The 19,223-nt window shown below is 69.6% G+C and carries 9 protein-coding genes and 2 pseudogenes; 3 read left to right on the plus strand and 8 right to left on the minus strand.

Annotation, left to right across the window (positions count from 1 at the left end; genetic code table 11):
- Positions 1-75: 75 nt before the first annotated feature.
- The 3 genes and pseudogenes from LPA54_RS02015 to LPA54_RS02025 form a co-directional block, all read right to left on the minus strand.
- Positions 76-765 (minus strand): annotated as a pseudogene (locus LPA54_RS02015) (MBL fold metallo-hydrolase); the annotation flags it as partial.
- Positions 647-1,759: a serine/threonine-protein kinase gene (locus LPA54_RS02020; RefSeq protein ID WP_228973311.1), complete on the minus strand. Its 1,113-nt coding sequence runs from the start codon at positions 1,757-1,759 to the stop codon at positions 647-649. The gene LPA54_RS02020 and the pseudogene LPA54_RS02015, both read right to left, overlap by 119 nt.
- Positions 1,760-1,973: 214 nt before the next feature.
- Positions 1,974-2,735, minus strand: a complete 762-nt coding sequence (locus LPA54_RS02025; protein ID WP_228973312.1) for a DUF6338 family protein — start codon at positions 2,733-2,735, stop codon at positions 1,974-1,976.
- A 281-nt stretch (positions 2,736-3,016) separates the two neighbouring features.
- Between LPA54_RS02025 and LPA54_RS02030 the strand changes: the two genes are divergently transcribed.
- The 3 genes from LPA54_RS02030 (at position 3,017) to LPA54_RS02040 (ending at position 7,933) form a co-directional block, all read left to right on the plus strand.
- Complete coding sequence (locus tag LPA54_RS02030) at positions 3,017-5,737, plus strand: CHAT domain-containing protein (RefSeq protein WP_228973313.1); 2,721 nt, start codon at positions 3,017-3,019, stop codon at positions 5,735-5,737.
- A 111-nt stretch (positions 5,738-5,848) separates the two neighbouring features.
- Complete coding sequence (locus tag LPA54_RS02035) at positions 5,849-6,619, plus strand: non-ribosomal peptide synthetase (RefSeq protein WP_228973525.1); 771 nt, start codon at positions 5,849-5,851, stop codon at positions 6,617-6,619.
- A 57-nt stretch (positions 6,620-6,676) separates the two neighbouring features.
- Complete coding sequence (locus LPA54_RS02040; RefSeq protein ID WP_228973314.1) at positions 6,677-7,933, plus strand: valine--pyruvate transaminase; 1,257 nt, start codon at positions 6,677-6,679, stop codon at positions 7,931-7,933.
- A gap of 1,268 nt (positions 7,934-9,201) precedes the next feature.
- Here LPA54_RS02040 and LPA54_RS02045 read toward each other — a convergent pair.
- The 5 genes and pseudogenes from LPA54_RS02045 to secD all read right to left on the minus strand — a co-directional run bounded on the left by LPA54_RS02045 (position 9,202) and on the right by secD (position 19,174).
- Positions 9,202-9,972 (minus strand): hypothetical protein, encoded by a 771-nt coding sequence (locus LPA54_RS02045; RefSeq protein WP_228973315.1) that lies wholly within the window; start codon positions 9,970-9,972, stop codon positions 9,202-9,204.
- 13 nt (positions 9,973-9,985) lie between these two features.
- Positions 9,986-14,739 (minus strand): annotated as a pseudogene (locus LPA54_RS02050) (putative T7SS-secreted protein).
- Between the two features lie 2 nt (positions 14,740-14,741).
- Positions 14,742-15,395: a hypothetical protein gene (locus tag LPA54_RS02055; protein WP_228973316.1), complete on the minus strand. Its 654-nt coding sequence runs from the start codon at positions 15,393-15,395 to the stop codon at positions 14,742-14,744.
- The gene (locus LPA54_RS02060; RefSeq protein WP_228973317.1) at positions 15,385-15,807 is read right to left on the minus strand and encodes a hypothetical protein; all 423 of its coding nucleotides are present in this window, start codon (positions 15,805-15,807) and stop codon (positions 15,385-15,387) included. The genes LPA54_RS02055 and LPA54_RS02060 overlap by 11 nt, the downstream gene beginning before the upstream one ends.
- A 1,024-nt stretch (positions 15,808-16,831) precedes the next feature.
- Positions 16,832-19,174, minus strand: a complete 2,343-nt coding sequence (secD, locus tag LPA54_RS02065; protein WP_228973318.1) for a protein translocase subunit SecD — start codon at positions 19,172-19,174, stop codon at positions 16,832-16,834.
- Between the last annotated feature and the right edge of the window lie 49 nt (positions 19,175-19,223).

Consider the following 19,223-nt stretch of genomic DNA (forward strand, 5'->3'; position numbering starts at 1 on the left):
CGTCCGGTCGCGGACGCCCAGGACGTCACCCGCACGGGCTCGGTGCGCGGCACGTCCCGGGTGCTCCGATCCGCTTCAGCCGCCGATGGGCGTTACCCCCGAGGGAGCCGGGACCAGTCGGAACCCGCCGTCCTCGCGTAGCACGTGTCCGGCGGTCGGCGGCGGGAAATGGCTCCCGAGCAGGAGAGTTGACGTACCGGCCAGTGAGCCGAGCACCTGGTTCCGGGTCCTGGCCGCGAGTTCGGGAGCGACGTCCACACAGCTGCAGAGCTCCGGATGTGCCATCTGGACCGGGTGGTGGATGCTGTCACCGGTGACCAATGCGGTCTCGCCACGGCTGCTCAGTTCCACCGCTACCTGTCCCGGCGTGTGGCCGGGGGCAGGCAGCAGACGGACGCCCGGCGCGACGTCCGTGCCCTCGTCCGCGACATCGATGAGGTCGAACAGACCTGCTTCCCGGACGGGATGGACCGAGTCCCGGAACATCTGCCGACGTGCCTCCTCCATGTCGACACCCGCCCAGTAGTCCCACTCGGTGCGTGAGGTGAGATAGCGCGCGTTCGGGAAGGTGGGCACCCAGGCGTCGCCCTCGGCACGCGTGTTCCACCCCACGTGATCGGCGTGGAGGTGGGTCAGGACCACGAGGTCAACGCTCTCCGGCGCGAAGCCCGCCGCCCGTAGCCGTGCTTCGTAGTCGCTGTTCAGGTTGTGCCAGGCGGGGTTGGCGCGCCGCTTCCCGTTTCCGATGCCGGTGTCCACCAGCACCCCGCTCCCGTTCGGGGGGAGGAGACACGAGGGGAGGCCCGGCCGTTCCGGACCCGGTGCGCACCTCCGCCCCGGACGCACGGCCGACGGCGAGGAGGTCGTCCAGGACATGGGCGGGAGCGGCGGTGTACGTGGTGAGCCTGCGACGTGCCTGGGCGACTTTCAGCCCCTGTGCCTCGATCAGCGCGCGGCACCGCCGCACGACCTCGGCGAGGCCCGGCCGGTCCTGCGGACGGTGGGCCAGCATGGCGGCGAGCAGCGGTACGAGCTCGTCCGGGGTCCCGGACAGGTCCGGCGCGCACCCCGGGTCGACGACCTGGTGGAACAGCAGATGGATGTTGTCCGCACGGTAGGGGACGTGGCCCGAGGCGGCGAACAGCAGGACGGCGCCCAGCGCGTACACGTCGACCGCCGGTGTCAGGGGCTTCTCGCCGTTCGCCTGCTCGGGCGGCATGCAGGAGGGAGTGCCGACGACGGTGTGCGGCGCGGTCAGCGACACACTCGACTCCGCGAACACCGCGAGCCCGAAATCGATGACCTTCGGTCCGTTCGGGCCGAGCAGCACGTTGGCCGGCTTCAGGACACGGTGCAGCAGACCCTGCCGGTGCACGCCTGCCAGGGCCTCGGCCAGCGTCGCGCCCAGCGCCGCCGTCAGCAGCGCGGGGAGCGGGCCGTGGGCGGCCACGTGCCGACTCAGGTCGAGTCCCTCGACGTACTCGGTGGCCAGCCAGGGGCGCTCGGCGTCCGGGTCGGCGTCCAGGAGAGCGGCGATCCGGGCACCCCAGATCGTCTTGAGGATCTCCACTTCCTGCGCGAACCGCGTCCGCGTCTCGGAGTCGACCACGGACGGCTTGATCACCTTCACGGCGGCCGGTTCCCCGCCGGGCGACTCGCCCAGGTACACCTGGCCCATCCCGCCCTGCCCGATCCGGCCGAGCAGTTCGTATCCGCCCAGCTCGGAGGGGTCATCGGGGCTGAGGGGGGCGATGTGCACCTGAGGCCTCACTTTCAGCACGGCGGTCGAATCGGGACGGGCGGCCCCCTGCCAAGCTAGACCACGCCCTGAGGTAAGGGCATGCCACTCAGCCCGGGTGACGCGGGCGAACCCCGATCCGGGCCGTGGGGAAGGCGTGGCGGTTCCGCGGGCGGACGGCTCGCGTCACTCTTCGTCGGTCGTGCCGGCGCCGGCGCCGGCGCCGGCGTCCGGCTCAGCGACCGGAGGCGGCGTCGGCGGAGCCTGCGTCGGCTCGGGCCGGCTGCCGACGGGCCGGTACCCCCTCTTCCCGTTGGGATCCAACTGCGGTCGTGTCTCGGTCACCTGCCGTGTCTCCCTCTTCGCCCCCGGGAGGTACCTCGACGAAGTCGAGGAACTCCACATCGTCCATCCGAATATAGATCCCGCCGGAATGTGGCAGCGGATGTTCGAACGAGCCGGCGCCGGACATGGCCCATGTCGTCTGCAGGTACAGGTCTGCGGCTTCCGGGTAGCCAGAGGTGTAGGACCTCTCCCCGTAGTACCCGCCCACCCAGAGGCCGCTCTTCATGCGGGCGCGTACCAGACAGTGACTCCGGCGTTGGAAGACCTTGTCCCACGCCGTGGGGATCGGGTCGTAGGCGGACCGGCTTCCTCGCGAGCTCAGCCATGAGGTGAGCCAGGCGGCGGCCGCCGGCACCACGATCAACAGGGTCGTCGCCGTCAGCGCGGTGACGCGGGGGCTGTCGGCCGCGCCGGTCAGCCAGCCCCGGCGAGGGTCGTAGACGAGGCGCACCAGCCACGGACCGGCGAGCAGGACGTAGAGGGTGTCGAGAGTGATACCCGCGGTGATGGCTCGGAGTATGCGCTCTCCGAGGTCCTTGTGACCCGGGACCGGACCGCGGGCGCGTTCGCGGACGAACTGGTAGGTCACACCGGGGAGCACCAGAAGGAGAACGATCACGACCTGGGTGACCGTGGTGGGCGCGTGCGGCATCGTCGTAAGCCCTTCCGAACAGCGGGTGCAGGATCCTCGTGACCTTGTGACCTGAAGTCCCCTGATCTCACCATGATTTGCGGGTATCGCAAACATACTGGCGTGGCGAATGCTCACTGTCGGGGAGGTCAGGACAACTGATGAGGGACCCTCTGCTTCGTATGCGCACTACATGGGCTGACGGTCTCGCAGCGCGGGTCTGCCACGAACTCAGACCCGAGACATGCCGTTCCGACATGCTCCCCTCGTGGGTCGCGAATGATCAGTTGACGCTTGCTGCCGTGCTGACCCGCATCGCCATGGAGGACACGATGTGTCGCTCTCCGCAGACGATCGGTGATCAGCTCCGATCGACCGGTCTTGCCCTCCCTGAGGTGCCCGGATCGGTGGTGGCCCGGGACCTCGTCATGCCTGTCCTGCGCACGGTTCGCAGGGGTGGGGCGCCGTGGGAGCGGTGGTGGGACGTGGACCGGCTCCACGCCCTGCTGATCGAGTTGTGGGCGGGACGCCGACTGTCGACACACTCACGGGAGAAGGTCCGCGACGAGCTCACGGCGGTCTGGTGCTTCGAGGACGACCGGCTTGTCGACACACTCCTGGACAACTTGGAGGATCCCTTCGCCTTCCTGCCCCCGGATCTCCTGCAGCAGTCCGCCACCGGAACGGCAAGGGCGTGCGCGGAGCTCCTCGTCACCAGAGGCTTGATGAAGATCACCCTTCCTGGTGACTTTCTGAGTACTAGGCCGGGGTTGGCCGACAGACCGGACCTCATGGAGGTCGCGAAGCGCTGTCACCACCGCTTCCATCTGGAAGAGACCATGCAGCGCGTCAGGGGCCTTTCGCCAGACCTCTTGACGCGTTTAGGCAGGGACCTGGACGCGTGGGATGCCCGGATGAGTCAGGTGACCTCCCACCTGACGGCACATGAACTCGGGCTGATCACGCCCATGACGGAGGATGAACGGTACGGCGAGGAATGCCTTCGGGCGGGCCTGGGCCTGCCTCGAGTCGAACTGGATTCGGACGACGCTTTGTTGTGGCATTCGGACTCCGTCACCGGCGACTCCTCGGTGCCCGGCTGGATGGCCGAGGAAATCATCACGTGCGGTACCCGCTTCTTCCACAGACAGGCAGGCCCTCACCCCGTCTGGCTGGCCACAGTGGAGACGGACGCGCATATGGCGGCCGTGCGCATGTTGATGGAGCCGCCAACACGATACGGCTTCGAGGTCGAGGACTTCGGTGACGGTATGAGGCTGTGGTTCCACTTCCCCGCACTTCCGGCCGATCCCGACCCTCCGATCCGGGCCCCATACACCTACTCCCTCTCCTGGGTGGAACATGCTCTTGAACTCCTGCATCTTTCGACCGTCGGTTATGCCCGCCTCAGCGTCGTTCGGATTGTCGGCGACGGTGAGCTCAGGGCCGTGGGCAGCATCCGGCTCGGTCTGCCGAAAGAGGTGTGCGCCCAGGCCAAGGAAGCCGCGATCGCAGCGCTCCGTCGGCTAGTCGGGGACGAGACGCAGACGATAAGGCAGAGGAGCGCCCTTGAGGGGCACGATCAGGCCGCAGAGGTCGCGTTCCAGACCTGTGAAACAGCGAAGGGCGAGGACATCCACGACGAGCTCGCCCTGGAGTCCGACGCCGCTGAGTACGAATCCTTCATGGCAGCCGCACGTCACCTGGCCTGGGTACGTTCTCGGCAGGCCGCCGGCCAACTTGACGGGAAAAGCCCCCCGGAGGGAGACGCGGAGCTGAACGCCGCTGCCGAGACCAGGCAGCGCACTCTTGAACTCCTTCGGGCGGCCACAGGGCGAGGGAACGGCAAGGCGCGATGGAGTGACCGCTCCTACAGGCCCTCTGTGGACGAACAGACAGCGTTCGTCCACCTCATTAACCGGTACGGAACTCTCCAGCTTGCGGTGTGCTGGACCCGTGCGGGCCACTCGCACTTCGATCTGGTTACGTGCGAGGAGTTTCCCCTCGTACCTCTCGCCGGTGCGGTCGATGAATGGACGCGGCAAGCACCGGATCATCCCCAACGTGTGTGGCACGACTACCTGGAGCAGTTGGTTGCCGAGTTCGGTGGGCCGGCACAAGCCATCATCGAGACGGTCACGCCCCATGAAGTCCGTCGGTTGGTGCTCAGCCCCACGGCTCCGTTGGAGCTGCTGCCCCTTCACGCAGCTCCGCTCGACAGTGCGCGCGCCTCCACCTTGATCGATGCCTTCGATCAGGTGGTATATGCCCCCACAGCTCGACTAGTGTCCGCCATCGAGGGATCCCAGCGGCAAGCAGCCGTGGTTGAGGTGTTGGTGGTGGCACACGGAGGTGGGCACCTCCCCGGCCTCGAGCCGATCGGCGGCCCACTGTGCGAAGCCCACGTGATCGCAGGTCTTCACCACAGCGTGGAAGTTGTCACGCAGGAGGAGGCGACTCCCGCCCGCGCTCTGTTCATGATGCCCATGGCCCGGATCGTGCACGTCGCGGCACACGGCCTCACACACCCCAATCGCTGGGCTGCCGGGCTCGCTCTGCACGGCGGTTCGCTCGGAGAGGCCATGCTCACTTCCAGCGGGATCCTCGCCGACGGGGTCTTCTCCAGTGTCGACCTGGTCATCCTGAACGCTTGCAGAACGGGCACGCACGAAGGCACCGGCCGTACCGTGCAGACCTTGCGTAGCATCGAGTCCGCGTTTCTCGCCCGCGGCGCGAAAGCGGTCATTTCCACCCTGTGGGACATCACTGACCTGCAAGGTGTCATGTTCTCCGCCGTGCTCCACGCACACCTCGGTGCCGGCGCGGACTCCCACAGCGCTTACGCGAACACCATCCGCTACCTACGTGAGCACTGGTGGCGCGTGCCCTCTGAGGCAGGTCCGGTGTGCGCTGCCGAATCAGCCATCGACGCGATGCTTCCGAACTGGAGACACCACCTCGATCAACAGGCGCAGGAAAACCCGCTGTTTTGGGCTGCCTTCAAGATCACCGGCGTTGTCTGAGGCCCACAGTCCGTACGCGGCAGTGCCCACCTGAACGTCCACAGGACTACTGCCTGAGCCGCTGACGCGGCGGAGCCTCCCTGTCCGGACGTCGGCGAGTGCTTGCCGGACGTGTCGCTCGGCTACCACGATCGTCCCGAGCTCACCGCCGAACGCTTCGTCCCCGACCCGGTCGACCCGTCCGCGGGCACCCTGTACCGCTCCGGGGACCTGGTGCGGGAGGTGGCGCCGGGACGGCTGGAGTACCTGGGCCGGGTCGACCGCCAGGTCAAGATCCGCGGCTTCCGCATCGAGCCGGGCGAGATCGAGGGCGCCGCGCTGGGCGTGCCCGGGGTGCGGCAGGCGGCCGTGGTCGCCGACGGCACGGGCCACGAGACGCGTCTGGTCTGCTTCCTGGTCCTGGACGGAGCTCCGGACGGCCCGGCGCCGGACGGTGACGCGCGGCGTGGGGCGGAGCGCGTGCGGTCCGCCCTCGCCGACCGGCTCCCCGCGCACATGGTGCCTGCCGTCGTCGTCGTCCTGGAGCGGTTCCCACTGACCCCCAACGGCAAGCTCGACCACGCCGAGCTGACCGCCCGCGCCGCCGAGGCCCTGCCCACCGCGGCCCGCCCCGCCCCGGCGACAGCCGCCCCCGTCACGGGCACCCCGGCCGAGAAAGCGAACCTGACGGCCGTCGTCGCGGAGGTCTGGGCGGCGGTCCTCGGCGTCCCGGCGGTCGGCCCGGACGACGACTTCTTCGCCCTCGGCGGCGACTCGTTCCGCGCCGTCCGCGCCGTCCGCGAACTGGAGGAGCGCACCGGCCTCCAGGTGCCGATGCACCTGGTGTTCGAGGCGTCGGAGGTCACCGAGTACGCCGACGCGGTGGCGGCCCTCACCCGCTGAGGCCGCCCCGCCCGCCCCCGCCACCCATTCCCCCCCCCCCCCGAACGAGGAGACATCATGCAGTTGTCCACCATCGGTACGAAGATGGCCGGGCTGTCCGGTCTGCGCAGCCTCATGGAGGACGTCGCCGCGTGCACCGCCGGGGCGTCGGCGGGGGAGTGGCTCAATCTCAGCGTCGGCAACCCCGCCCTCATCCCCGAGGCGCGCGACATGTGGCGGGCCGCCCTCGCGGAGGTCCTGGAGGAGGACTTCGGCGGGACGAGCGGCAGCTACGGCGCCAGCCGGGGCAGCCACATCCTGATCGAGGCCATGGCGTCGTACTTCCACCGGACGTACGGCTGGCGGCTCGGCCCGGAGAACATCGCGGTCGGCCCGGGCAGCCAGATGGTCTGCTTCGCCGCCGCCGCGCTGTTCGCCGGGCCGTCAGCCGGGGGCACCCGCCGGGTCGTGCTGCCCATGGTCCCCGACTACACCGGCTACCAGGGGCTGTGCCTCCACGAGGGCGGCATCGTCGGTGTGCCGCCCCGCGTCGAGCGGGAGGGCGACCGCTTCCGGTACGCCCTCGACACGGAGGCGCTGAGCCGCCGGACGGACATCGGCATGATGCTCGTCTCCAGCCCGGGCAACCCCACCGGCCGCGCGCTGGACCCGGCGGAGCTGCGCGCCCTCACCGACCTGGCCACGGAACGCAACGTGCCGCTCTTCCTCGACCAGGCGTACGGCGCCCCGTTCCCCCGCATCGGCGAGACCCACGGGGAGCCGGTACTCGACGACCACGTGGTGCACTGCTTCTCCGCGTCCAAGGCCGGACTGCCCGGAGAGCGGATCGGCTTCGCGATGGGAGCGCCCCGCCACATCGCCCCGCTCGCCTCGTTCATGTCCAACTCGGTCCTGCACGCCCCGAAGCTCGCGCAGGCGGCCCTCGCCCGCGTCCTGGCCGACGGCCGCCTCGACGGCGTGGTCCGCGACGCGATCACCCCGCACTACCAGGAGAAGCGGCGGTTCGCCGAGAAGCTCCTCGCGGAGCGGATGCCGTCGGACGTGGACTGGCGGCTCCACTCCGGCGAGGGCGGCATGTTCTGCTGGCTGTGGGTGGACCACGACTGGTTCGACGACGTCACCCTCTACACGAGGCTGAAGGAGCATCGCGTCTTCGTCGTGCCGGGCCGCCACTTCTTCGTGGACCCGCTGGAGAACCCCGGTCTCGCCCCCCACGCGACGCGCTGCTTCCGCCTCAGCCTGAGCGCCGACGAGGCCACCCTCACCGAGGGCATAGCGCGCCTCGCCCACACCCTCACCACCCTCCGCTCCTGACGCACACCCCCACCCCAGCCCCGGACGGCGCTTCCGCCCGGGGTTCGACACTCGGGGGCCTGGCTGCCCCCTTCCCGCCCGAAGCGCCGAGTGATGTGTTCCGACCTCGCCTCTTGTGGGTCCCGTGGCATGGCGATGTGTTTTCCGATGCCCCACCACATGGAGTGCGTGGCGATATTTGAGCCAGCAGTAAAGGGCCTCTGACCTGCTTCTTCTCTCATCTCCCGGACTCCGGGCGGGTGCGGGCCGACAGGTTCCGTGGCTGCGCGACGTAGAAGTGCCCGCATGATCCGGTGAGCGCGCGTTGCCCTGCAACTTCATGTGCAGACGCGTAGTCACGAGACGGGGGAGCACGTGCGGCAGTGCTGTGGCGCCCCTTCGTCGCTGTCCTGACGGCGCCTCAGTAGGTTGGGCGGGCGGTCGACAGGACGACGGTCGAGCGCCCGACTGAGGCGTTGCGTCTTGCTGGATGAGAGCTGTGGCATCGACGAGTGCCTGGCGGCCCTCGGGCATCGGGCCTGCGGGACGGACGTGGATCATCACCGGTAGTGCCGGGGTCGCGGGAGATGAGGCGGAGTGCGTCGGAGCCCAGGACAACGCGTTGCCGCTGCAGACGGTCATCGGTGGCAAGCCGGTGTGGTCGACGGACAGAGGGCTGACCTTAGGGTCACCGATCGGGACGTCCCGGGCCAAAGGCGCTGGCGCGGGGCAAGAAGTCGATCACGAGGGCCGGGTGCGTCTTTCCTGATCCGGCTGGTGATCACTGGTGTCGCCGTCGAGGCGGCCCGCGCGGATGGCTCCCTCACTACGATCCGCCGTCTGCCCTTTTGGCGGGGGCACTCGGCGTGTTTGTCGACTGCATCGAGCAAGGGCCTCCCCGCAGCCCCGCGTCACTCAGTGCCTTGGTCTGGATCGCGGTGGGGCGAGCCGCCCGTGGTCGGGGCCGCCTGACGGAGCTTGCTGACCAGGTGATTCAGCGCGGTGTGGTTCTCGGAATTAGCAGGGAACCAAGGCCCCTTGCTGTCTTCGCTGGTGATCCACAGGTCACCTGGTTGCCGTGGGGCCAGAAAAGTGAAGTCCAGCCGTTCCCTTCAGAGCCGCCGGGTTGTGGCTCCGTGCAGGGCCAATTCGGCAGGCCGGCGATGACGGTGTAGTGCCATACCGGCCGTACCAGCCACATACTCCGCGGCCGGCTTGGCCTGCAACACGCGCGGTACGGCCCCGGTCCCGCGCCGGCAAAAATTCGGTGTTCCACGGTCCCTCGGGAACTACTCGCCATTATTGTTTGACTGGTTTGCGTAATCTTCGACCAGCGTGGCGATGAGCGTGCGCAGGGCGTCGGCCCGGTGCCGGTCCTCGTGTTGGGCGCGCAGGGCTTCGTCGGTGGCGCGGAGCCGGGCGAGGGCGACAGGTTCACCGTCCGTCAGGTCGTCGATCACCGGCGTCGTGATCAGGTCGAGGCACTCGGTGAGCAGGCGGCGGGTGGCGGGGGAGGGCGGCGCGGGGTCGGGGGCGGTGAACCAGGGCGTCAGGTGGCGTGCGGGGTCGGTGAGGCTCCAGCCCACCGCGGTGCCGTGCTGGACCAGGAGCGCCAGGTCGGGGGCGATGCCGATGAGGGCCTCCAGCGGCTCGTCGAGGACGTCGAGGTCGCGCAGTGCGGTCAGGACGGCGTCCCCGGGGGCGCGGCAGAGCACCGAGCACATCTCCAGCCGGAATCCCCGCGCCTGGTCCGCGCGCAGCCCGCCCGGGCGCACCGTGAGGGCGTCGGGGACGCGGGCGGAGTCCTCGGCGGAGGCGGATTCGTGAGGCAGCTGGAACTCGACGCCTACGAGGTCGCGTCGGACCGGGTCGAAACGGACTTCGTCGGGGGTGTCCCACAGCCATGCCCCGCTCCCGAACGTGTCCCGGAGGAACCGCTCCCGCTCAGCCTTGCCCAGGTAGGGGCCGACCCGCACGGAGGTCCCTTCGAAACGGGGGGCGAAGGCCAGCGGATCGTCCGTCACCGTCGCTGTCCAGCCGTCGTCGAGTGTCACCTTCATGATCGAGACCGCCTCACTTGATCTGCACTGCCGGGGGCATGAATCCGTCCTTGCCCGGAATCCTGCCTCCTACGATGTCCTCGTGGGTGATCGGCCTGCCGGCATCCGTGGCCTTGCCGCCGACCGCGGTCGCTCCGGACTCACCCAGCACTCCGGAGGGTCCGTACGCCGTGATGGCCTGCCCGGCTTCGGATCCGACGCCCTTGGTCACGACCACATCCTCACCCTGCCGGAAGATCAGGTTCCCGGCGCCGCCCGTCGACTGGTAGACAGCGTCCGGGTTCTTGAGGATCTCCAAAACCCTGTCGTCACTGAAGCCGTGCATCGTTTCCCCGTGGTAGCCGGGGTGCTTGCGGAACCGGTCCTCCTGCGCCTTCTGGATGACTCCGTCCGCGGCCTTCACGGCTCGCTGCTGGGCTTTCTCCTCCTTCGTGTACTTGGGCATGAGGCCCAGCGGGTCGCATCCGGTGTACGGGTTGTCCACGTAGGTCACCGGATGCGGCGCGGGACCGAGGCCCAGGGGGTCCGGCGAGGTGTAACGCCCGGTCTCGGGGTCGTAGTGGCGGAAGCAGTTGTAATGGAGGCCGGTCTCGGGGTCGTAGTACTGACCGGGGAAGCGGAGCGGGGTGTACGTGCTGCTGTCACGGGCCCAGGTGGTGGTGCCCCAGAGCGTGCTTCGACTGCGCCAGGCGAGGTCGCCTGACTCGTCGATCAGTTCGGTGGGGGTGCCGATCAAGTCGGTGGCGATGGCGAAGAAGCGGCGGTCGATCTCCTCCTGGCGGTCGCCGGCCGTCAGGAGGCGCTCAGTCTGGCTCAGCGGGACGACGCCCCGGTGGTCCCAGGTGAGGGCGACCGAGTGGGGGGCGTCCGGCTCGTGGCTGGTCTGCTCGCACAGGGTGAGCCCGTCCCAGGTGAAGCGGACCTCCTCCACCACGCTCTCGCCGTCGAGCGACAGGCGCTGTTTCGCGGTGCGGCGGCCGAGCGGGTCGTATCGGTACCGCCATCGGGTTCCGTCCGGGGTGGTGACGGAGGCGAGGCGGTTCTCCGTGTCCCACACGTAGCGCCAGGTGTCCGGCTTGCGGGACAGTCGCGTCTTCTGGCGCAGGGTGACGCGGCCGAGGGCGTCGTACTCGAAGCGGACGCCTCCGGCATGGGTGACTCGGGTGCCGTCGTAGGTGCGCGACCCGACGGCCTCCTGGCCCGGGTGCCGATCCGGCCAGGACGCCGAGGTCTGGTTGCCCGTTCGGTCATAGGCGTACCGCTCCGTCCAGCCGGGGGCGTGGACGGCCGTGACCCTGCCCAGCGGGTCCAGCTCGAAGGTACGGGTGCCCGACAGCCGGTCCGCAACGGACAGCAGGTGCCCGTCGGCCCGGTAGGCGTAGGCACGGCCGTTGACGGCCCGGTCGCCGGCGGTGACGTGCTGTTCGGCAAGCCGTCCGGCCTCGTTCCATACCGATGTCATGGTGATCGCGTCCCCGAAGACGCGGACCAGCTCGCGGCCGGCAGCGTCGTGGGTGAAGTCGATCCACCGGTCACCGGTGGTAAGCCGGGAGGGAGTGCCGTCAGAGCCGTACGCGTAGGTCGTGACGTGGCCGGTGGGAGTCGTACGGCGGACGCGGCGCCCCAGTTCGTCGTAGGAGTGGACGAGCGGGCGGCCGTCGACGAGTTCCGTTTTGACTTGGCCGCGGCGGTCGTACTGGTAGCGGAGCTGGCTCTCCGGTCCGACCGCTTCCAGGAGACGGCCCGCCGGGTCGTACGCGTAGGTCGTCACTCGGCCGTCGACGTTCTTCCGGAGCACCTGGCCGAGCTCATCGCGTTCGAACGAGATGGTGCCGCCGAGCGCGTCGATTCGCTCGACGAGCCGGCCCATGGCGTCCACACGGTAGGTGAGGGTGCGCCCGTCGAAGTCGGTTTCGGACACGATGTTGCCCACCGCGTCGTACGCGTAGGTCCAGGTCGAGCCGTGTGGATCGGTGACCCGGGTTAGGCGCAGGTCGTTGTCGTGCTGGAACTCGTAGCGGCCGCCGTCGGGTCGGACGGTGGCCAGTGGGAGGTCGAAGTGGGTGTACTCGTAGCGTGAGGTGCCACCGGAGGCATCGACGTAGGTCAGACAGTTGCCCTCGCCGTCATAGCTCCATGACTTGGTGCTGCCGTCCGGGCCGGTGCGGTAAGCGAGTTGCCCGTCCGCATTCCATCCCAACCGGGTGACACCGCCCGTCGGGTCTGTGATACGAACCGGACGGCCGAGCCCGTCCCGCTCGGTGCGGGTGATGGCGCCGGACGGGTCACTCACCTCCACGACCAGCCCCGCCGCGTCGCACACAATCGAGGCCATGTTCCCGAGGGCATCGGTGACCCGGGTGAGGCGGCCGGCGTCGTCGTAAACGGAATGGGTCGTCTTACCGATCGGGTCGGTTACCGCGATGCGGTTGCCGCGCTCGTCGTACGCGTAGGTCGTGCGGGCGCCGTCCGGCCCCACGACTTCCGTCGGCAACCGAGTGGGCTGCGCCCAATGCGCAGTTCGGCGCCGTCCGGGCGGACCACGGAGACCAACCGGCCGTCCCCATCGTAGGAGTGGGCGGTGGTGTGACCGAGAGGGTCGGTGCAGGTGAGGAGATTGCCCTGGGTGTCGTAGGTGTAGCGGCTGGTGTGGCCGAGTGGGTCGGTGGTGGCGATCACCCGGCAGCCGCTGTCGATGAGGTGGCAGGTGGTGTGGCCGTCGGCGGTGGTGAGGGTGGTGGTGCGGTGGCCGGTTTCGGGGTTGGGTTCGGTATAGGTCAGGGTGAGCTGGACGTAGCCGGCCTCGCCGCCTTCCGCAATGACGCGGTCGCGGTCGTCGTAGGCGTAGTCGTACCGGCTGTTGTTGGAGTCGATCCAGGCGGTGACGCGGCGGCGGTCGTCGTATACGAAGGTGGTGGTGGCGCCGGAGGGTTTGGTGACGGTGGTGAGGTTGTCCTCCTGGTAGCCGTACCGCATCAAGGGCAGGTCCGTGCCGCCCTCGCCGGCACCGGCCAAACAGAGCGCGGTGATCCGGCCGTCCGCGGTGGCCAGGTTCACCTGGTGGCCGGCCGAGTGGACGAGGGCCAGCGGCAGACCGTCGTCGGTGCGGTCGATGGTGATGGTGTGGCCGTTGCGTTCGGTGACGGCTGTCAGCCAGGCGGTTCCGTCGCTTCCGGGTGGGGCGGTGAAGTGGCGGGTGAGGCCGGTGTCGGGGTCGGTGACCCGGTAGTCGCCGTCAGCGTCCCGGGCCAGCATGGTGAGGGCCCGGCCCGTCTCCGGCCGGGTGGGTGCGCCCGGAACGGGGTGCGGGTAGGCGATCAGGAGACCGTCGGCGGTGACATGGAGGACGCCGACCGGATCGACCACGAGGCGCTCGTCGACGGTAGAGATCCAGGACGGGCCGAGGAAGCGGCCGGCTGCGCAGCCGGATTCGGTGCGGCGTGTGAAGACGAGGGGCAGGATGCCGTGGATCGCCAGGTCGGTCTGCGGCAGGAACATACGGCCGGAGGCGAGGTCGACCGGGTCGGTGCCATCAGTGACGCGTTCGCCGTCGGGGCGGGTGTGGGTGCCCTGGGGGGCGTCGTCGACCAACTCGCGTAGGCGGGCGGCGTCGGCGGCGTCCGCGGCGACGCGCACACCCTTGATCGCGGCACCGCCGCCACCGGTGGCCGCGGTCAGCGCCAGGTCGGGGATCAGACGACCGAAGCCTTCGTAGGGGTCCTTCATGAAGTCGCTGACCAACTGTTTCCCCGTGCCGACCGGGTCATTGGCGGCGACGACCAGTCCGGCGGCGAGGCTGTTGAGGTTGGTGGCGTACTCGGCGGGGTGGGTGACGTTGTACGGGTCCAGTGGGTTGAGGCCGCGGACGAAGTTCACCAGCCCGGCGGTGCCCTTGACGATGCCGCCGCCGACGTGGTCGCTCATGATCTGCCATTCCCGCAGACCGTCGCTCATCTGCTTGGTGTACGACGGCCTCTCGGGTGCCAGATCCCGCGCAGCGCGGACCGCGCTGCGGGCGGTCTCCGCGGCCGTGTTGCGCTGGGAGCGGGCTGTTGCCAGGAGGTCCTGCGCCTCCTGCATCAGCTTCTTGCCCGGGTCATCGAACGTTGCGGCGGGACACGGCGGAAGCGTGGAGGGGTCCCGCTGGTCAGCGAGCTGGGCGTTGTACCGGTCGAGGGCCGTGTTGTAGTCGTCGACCTTCTTGCGATGCGCGTCCGCGGCGTCCTCGGACGCCTGCACGCCCTCCTTCCACTTGTCGATCGCCGTCTGCGCCTGCCGTTGCGCCCAAGTCACGGTGCCGGCGAACGCCTCCAGCGCGGCGGCTGCCTTCTCCACCGCATCCGCACCGGTAAACCACTTCGGTGGCTGTGTACCGACCGCCTTGCGTAGCGCCTCGGCCGCCTCACCCTGCAAGCGCGAGGAGTCCAAGCCTTTCAGGCCGCTGCCAGCGTCATCGAACGCCTTCTGGAAGCCACGCAGCTTGTCGGCGGTGGAGCGCAGTTTGGCCGGGCTGCCGTGGACCAGTTTGGTCTTGTCCTCGGTCTCCCCGAGGTCCATCTCATCGACTTCGGCGCCCGTCCGGTTGGCGACCGCACGCGATTGCTCGCGCACCCAGTCCGCACCGGACTCCCAGCCAACGTCGTCGAGCCGGTCCGCGGTCCACTTCCCGGCGTCCTCAACTCGGTTGCCGACCCACTCGACACCGCCCTCGACCGCGTTCTCCATCGAGTCCGGCGTGATGTCACTGATGAAGTCGCCGATTCCCACGTTCAGTCGCCCTCGTCTTCACCCTGCTGCACCTGCCGCGCGCGTGCCTGCGGCGACGGGCCGAATGTGTTGTCCAGTACCTGGTCCCACTGCTCGTCGGATATGCCGGCCGTGTCGTTGATCATCTGCACCCGCTGCCCGCCCTGCCCTTCGGTCAGAAGTGTGCGACCGGTGTCCTTCCAGGTCTGCTCCATCTCCTGACCGGCCCGGTCGAACGACTCCGCGCTCCAGTCCGGGTCGAGGTAGTCGCGGGTGAACACGTCACCCCAACCCTGCTGGGTGACCTCCTCTTCCGTGGCATGCGGATTGCCGCCGGCCACGGAGTTGAGGCCCACCTTCAGGGTGCCCTCGACATACCGGTCGTGCTCCCACTGCGTGCCCGCCGCCAGCCCGAGGCGGTCCGCGATCGCGCTGGCGTCGTTGACCAGGGCGCGCACGCCCCACTCCCAGCGCTCGCAGAAGTCCTCGAAGTCGACGGACAGACCGTGGTGCCCGGCCTCCATGCCCGTCATCGACAGCTCCGAGAAGCCCTTGCCCATCACCGAACCGGTCGCGCCGCCAAGATCACCGAGGCCGTCAATGACGGCGCCCACGCCCTGCGTGAACTTCGCCACCGACGCCTGGTCGAAACGCAGGTCCCCACCGTCACTGCCCACGGCCGTCCCGTTCCTCATGCGTGCCGCCGTCGATGGCCACACCGGCCGCGACGATCCCGGTGACCGGCGGGAAGAACATCGATGCGCTCTCATCGGAGATGTCCACCGCCAGACCGGCCGGTTCACCCAGCGACGGCACCACCTCGTCAACGATCCGCGCGCCCAGGAGCGCGGCATAGTCCATCGGCCGGTCACCCGGGCCCTGCTGCAGGGCGAATCGGGCAAGCGCCTTCTCGTCGGTGAACCCGCAGATCCACCGCACCCCACCGGCACGCACCGACCACAGACGCCAGTCGACGAAGGGGACCAGCAGGACCGAACGCCGCATCTCACCCACCAACGCCCGAGGATCACCGACCCCGGCCCGCCGCTCGGCAATCCGCCCGGCCAACACCGTTCTGGGCAGCTCCACGGTCGGTCCCTCCCCTTGTCCTCGGTCACCGCTGACACCCTGGAACAGACGCTTGTCAAAGTATCAGTGGCTCTCTCAGGAGTTCCGCCAAGGCTGCGCACACCGCCCTTGGGGCAAGTCCGCGTGGAACAGGGCCGTCCTCGCGGTGCAGTTTCGAGCGGTCGATGCCGTGGGAGAAGGCGTTCGCGAACTCGTCATCAGGCCTGGTAGCGGATCTCACTCCGGAGTGCTGCCCAGCGAGTTCATCTCAAGGATGATCGCCGTACCGATGTGCGGAGGAGCGCTTGGCGCGTGTCCCGACTGTCCGCGACGCGGCCGATCCGAGTGCGCTCCAGTACGTGTGCGAGTTCGCATCCGAAGTGAGTCGCAGCGGGACCCAGGAGAGGGGGAGCTGGCGGGCCAGCCTGTCCCCGTCCTGAACGGGCGATGGGCTCTCTGTCGTGACGCTCATGTGGCGCTTTTCCCGATGCAGTGGCAGGTGGCCTGGGGCGCGGCTAAGGCCGCTTGCGGCGGCCGAGATCGCACGGACTTCTCTTCGGGAACAACAGGCTGCGAGTTGCCTTGGGGCCAGGGCGGGGATACTTCCTCCTGAAGTTGTCTATCTGATGGCCCTGACCAGCGTCGCTGCGGCCGCATGCCCTTGAGCTGCAATGATGAGCCCTCCAGTGTTTCTCAGAGTTGTGCCGCATCGCGCGGTCGATTCTCGCCACGCGCTCCCCAGCGCCGTTGAAACTTCCCAGATCCTCCGCAGGTAGAGCTGTTGCCGAGGGCTGTGGTGGCACAGAGGTCAACCCCTTTGAGGTGCTGTCCCGAGCGCGCTGAGTAACTGCCCTGCCTGGGCACAGCAGAAGCCTGGCGCCGAGCTGATGAGTACGGCGAGGGGCCGCGGGCGGCGCCACGGCGCCTCCGCCACGAGGCCGGCCCCGCGGGTCGTGCATCACGGGCATGGCGGAGGCGTTGACCTTGATCCGGATCCGGCTCGGGTGCGGCGTCGGCGCGGGGCGCGCCGCGTCGGCGGAGGGGCTCACACCACGGCGCCTGAATCCCGCGCCCGTGCGCGTCGCTCCAGGGGGCCGGGGGCGTCGCTGTTTTTGCTGGGCCGGGGGCGCGCCGGTGGGGCCGGGCGGCTGCCCTCCAGTTGCACGGCGATCGGCACGGCGGTGAACACCGTCGACGCCATACCGATCACCACGCCGGCGATCAGGGCGATGGAGAAGTCCGCGAGTGAGTCGCCGCCGAGCACGGCCAGGGCCCCCAGGATGAAGAGCGCGCCCATACCGGTGTTCACCGTGCGCGGCAGCGTCTTGATGACGGCCCTGTTGGCGGTGGTCTCCAGGTCCGCCGCCGGATCGCGGCGGCGCGCCTCGCGCACCCGGTCGAAGACGACGACGGTGTCATTGACGGAGTACCCGATGACCGTGAGCAGGGCCGCCAGGAAGACGCTGTCGACGGGCTTGCCGAGCCAGGCGAACAGGCCCACCACGAGCAGCACGTCGTGCACCATGGCCGAGACCGCGGCGGCGGCGAACGTCCACCGGAACCGTGCGCTGAGGTAGACCAGCTGGGCCGCGACGGCGATGCCGAGCGCGATGAGCGCGTGTCGGCGCAGCTCGTCGCCGAGGCTCGGGCCGATCAGCTCGTCCCGCACGACGGTGACCTCGCCGCCCTCCTTCGCCAGTGCCGTCCTGATCGTGTGCTGCTGGTCATTGCTCAGCTCGCCGGTGCGTACCGAGATGCCCCCGTCCCCCGACTCCTGCACCGACGCGCGAGGGAACCCGGCGTCCGCGACCGCCTCCCGCGCCGCGTCCACGTCCACGGGCCTGCTGGTGCCGTACTCCACCAGGCGCCCGCCGGTGAACTCCACCCCCAGGTCCAGGCCGCGCAGGCCGATCCCGGCGACGGCCACCACGATCAGCATCGCGCTGACGCCGAGCCAGCGGCGCCGGTGGTGCACCAAGCGGGGTTCGCGGTGCGCGAGCCAGGCACGCACCCGACCGGTGGAGGTGATCCCGGTCAGGCCGGGCCGGTCGCGCACGAAGCGGCGCCGGATCGCGAAGTCGGCGAGGACCCGGGTGATCACCAGGGCCGAGATCATGGAGACGAGGACACCGATGGAGAGCGTGACGCCGAAGCCCTTGACGGGTCCGGTGGCGAAGAAGAAGAGCAGCCCTGCCGCGAGCAGCGTGGTCACATTCGAGTCGACGACCGCGCTCCAGGTCTTGTCGAAGCCGGTGCGCAGCGGCTTGTCCAGGCGCACCGCACCCGACTTCAGGGCGCGGGCTCCCACGTACTCCTCGCGGGCACGCTCGAAGACCAGCACGTTCGCGTCGACCGCCATGCCGATCGCCAGGACGAACCCGGCCAGTCCGGGCAGCGTCAGGGTCGCGCCCAGGGCGACCAGGGCGGCGTAGGAGATCAGCCCGTACAGCGCGAGCGCGATGGTGGCCAGGGCGCCGAGCAACCGGTAGACGACGAGGATGAACAGACCCGTCAGGGCGAGCCCGATGATCGCGGCCTGGGCGCTGGCGGCGATGGCGTCGGCACCGAGCGTGGGGCCGACGGTGCGCTGCTCCACGACCTCCACGGGTACCGGCAGCGCGCCGCCCTTGACGAGCGCGGCCAGTTCCCGGGCCTCTTCCCGGCCGAAGCCGCCGGTGATCTGTGTGGAGCCGCCCACGATGCCGACCTTGCACCCCACCTCCGCGTCGACGCCGGGCGCCGAGAGGACCTTGCCGTCCAGGACGATGGCGACGCGCCGCTCGGGGGCGCCCTGCGGGGCGCAGGCCGCCGCCCCGGTGATCCGCGCCCACTCCTCGCCCGCCTGCCCGCGGAAGGTGAGCTGGACCATCCAGCCCGACATCCTCTGCTGGTCGAGCACCGCCTCGGCGTCCTTGACGCCCTCGCCGGTGAGGGCGGTGGGTCCGAGTTCGAGGAAGGCCCCCGGCTGGTCGGGGTCGGCCAGGACGCGCGAGCCGTCCCCGGCCGGCCGGCCCTTGTCCGGGTCCTGCTGGTGCGTCGCGCCCCGCACCGGGTGGACGGTCAACTGCGCGGTGCGGCCGATGACGTCGGCTGCCTCGCGCGGGTCCTGCACGCCGGGCAGCTCGACGAAGACCCGCTGTTCTCCCGATCGGAACAGGCTCGGCTCGGACACGCCGAGCGCGTCGATCCGCTGACGGAGCACCTCCAGGGCCCGCTCGGTCGACTCGGCATCGGCCTTGGTGACGGGTGAGTCCTTGGTCTCCAGGACGATCTGGGTGCCGCCGCGCAGGTCGAGGCCGAGGCGGGCGGACTGGGTGAGAGCGAAGAAGAGCGAGGCGGCGATCACGCATAGGGCGACGATCGCCCGCCACACGGGCGCGCGAGACATGGGTTCTCCACGATGGGCAGGCAGACGGAGTCGACGTCTGCGCCGGGCG

The organism is Streptomyces sp. DH12 (genome assembly GCF_020873895.1).
Classification (GTDB): domain Bacteria; phylum Actinomycetota; class Actinomycetes; order Streptomycetales; family Streptomycetaceae; genus Streptomyces.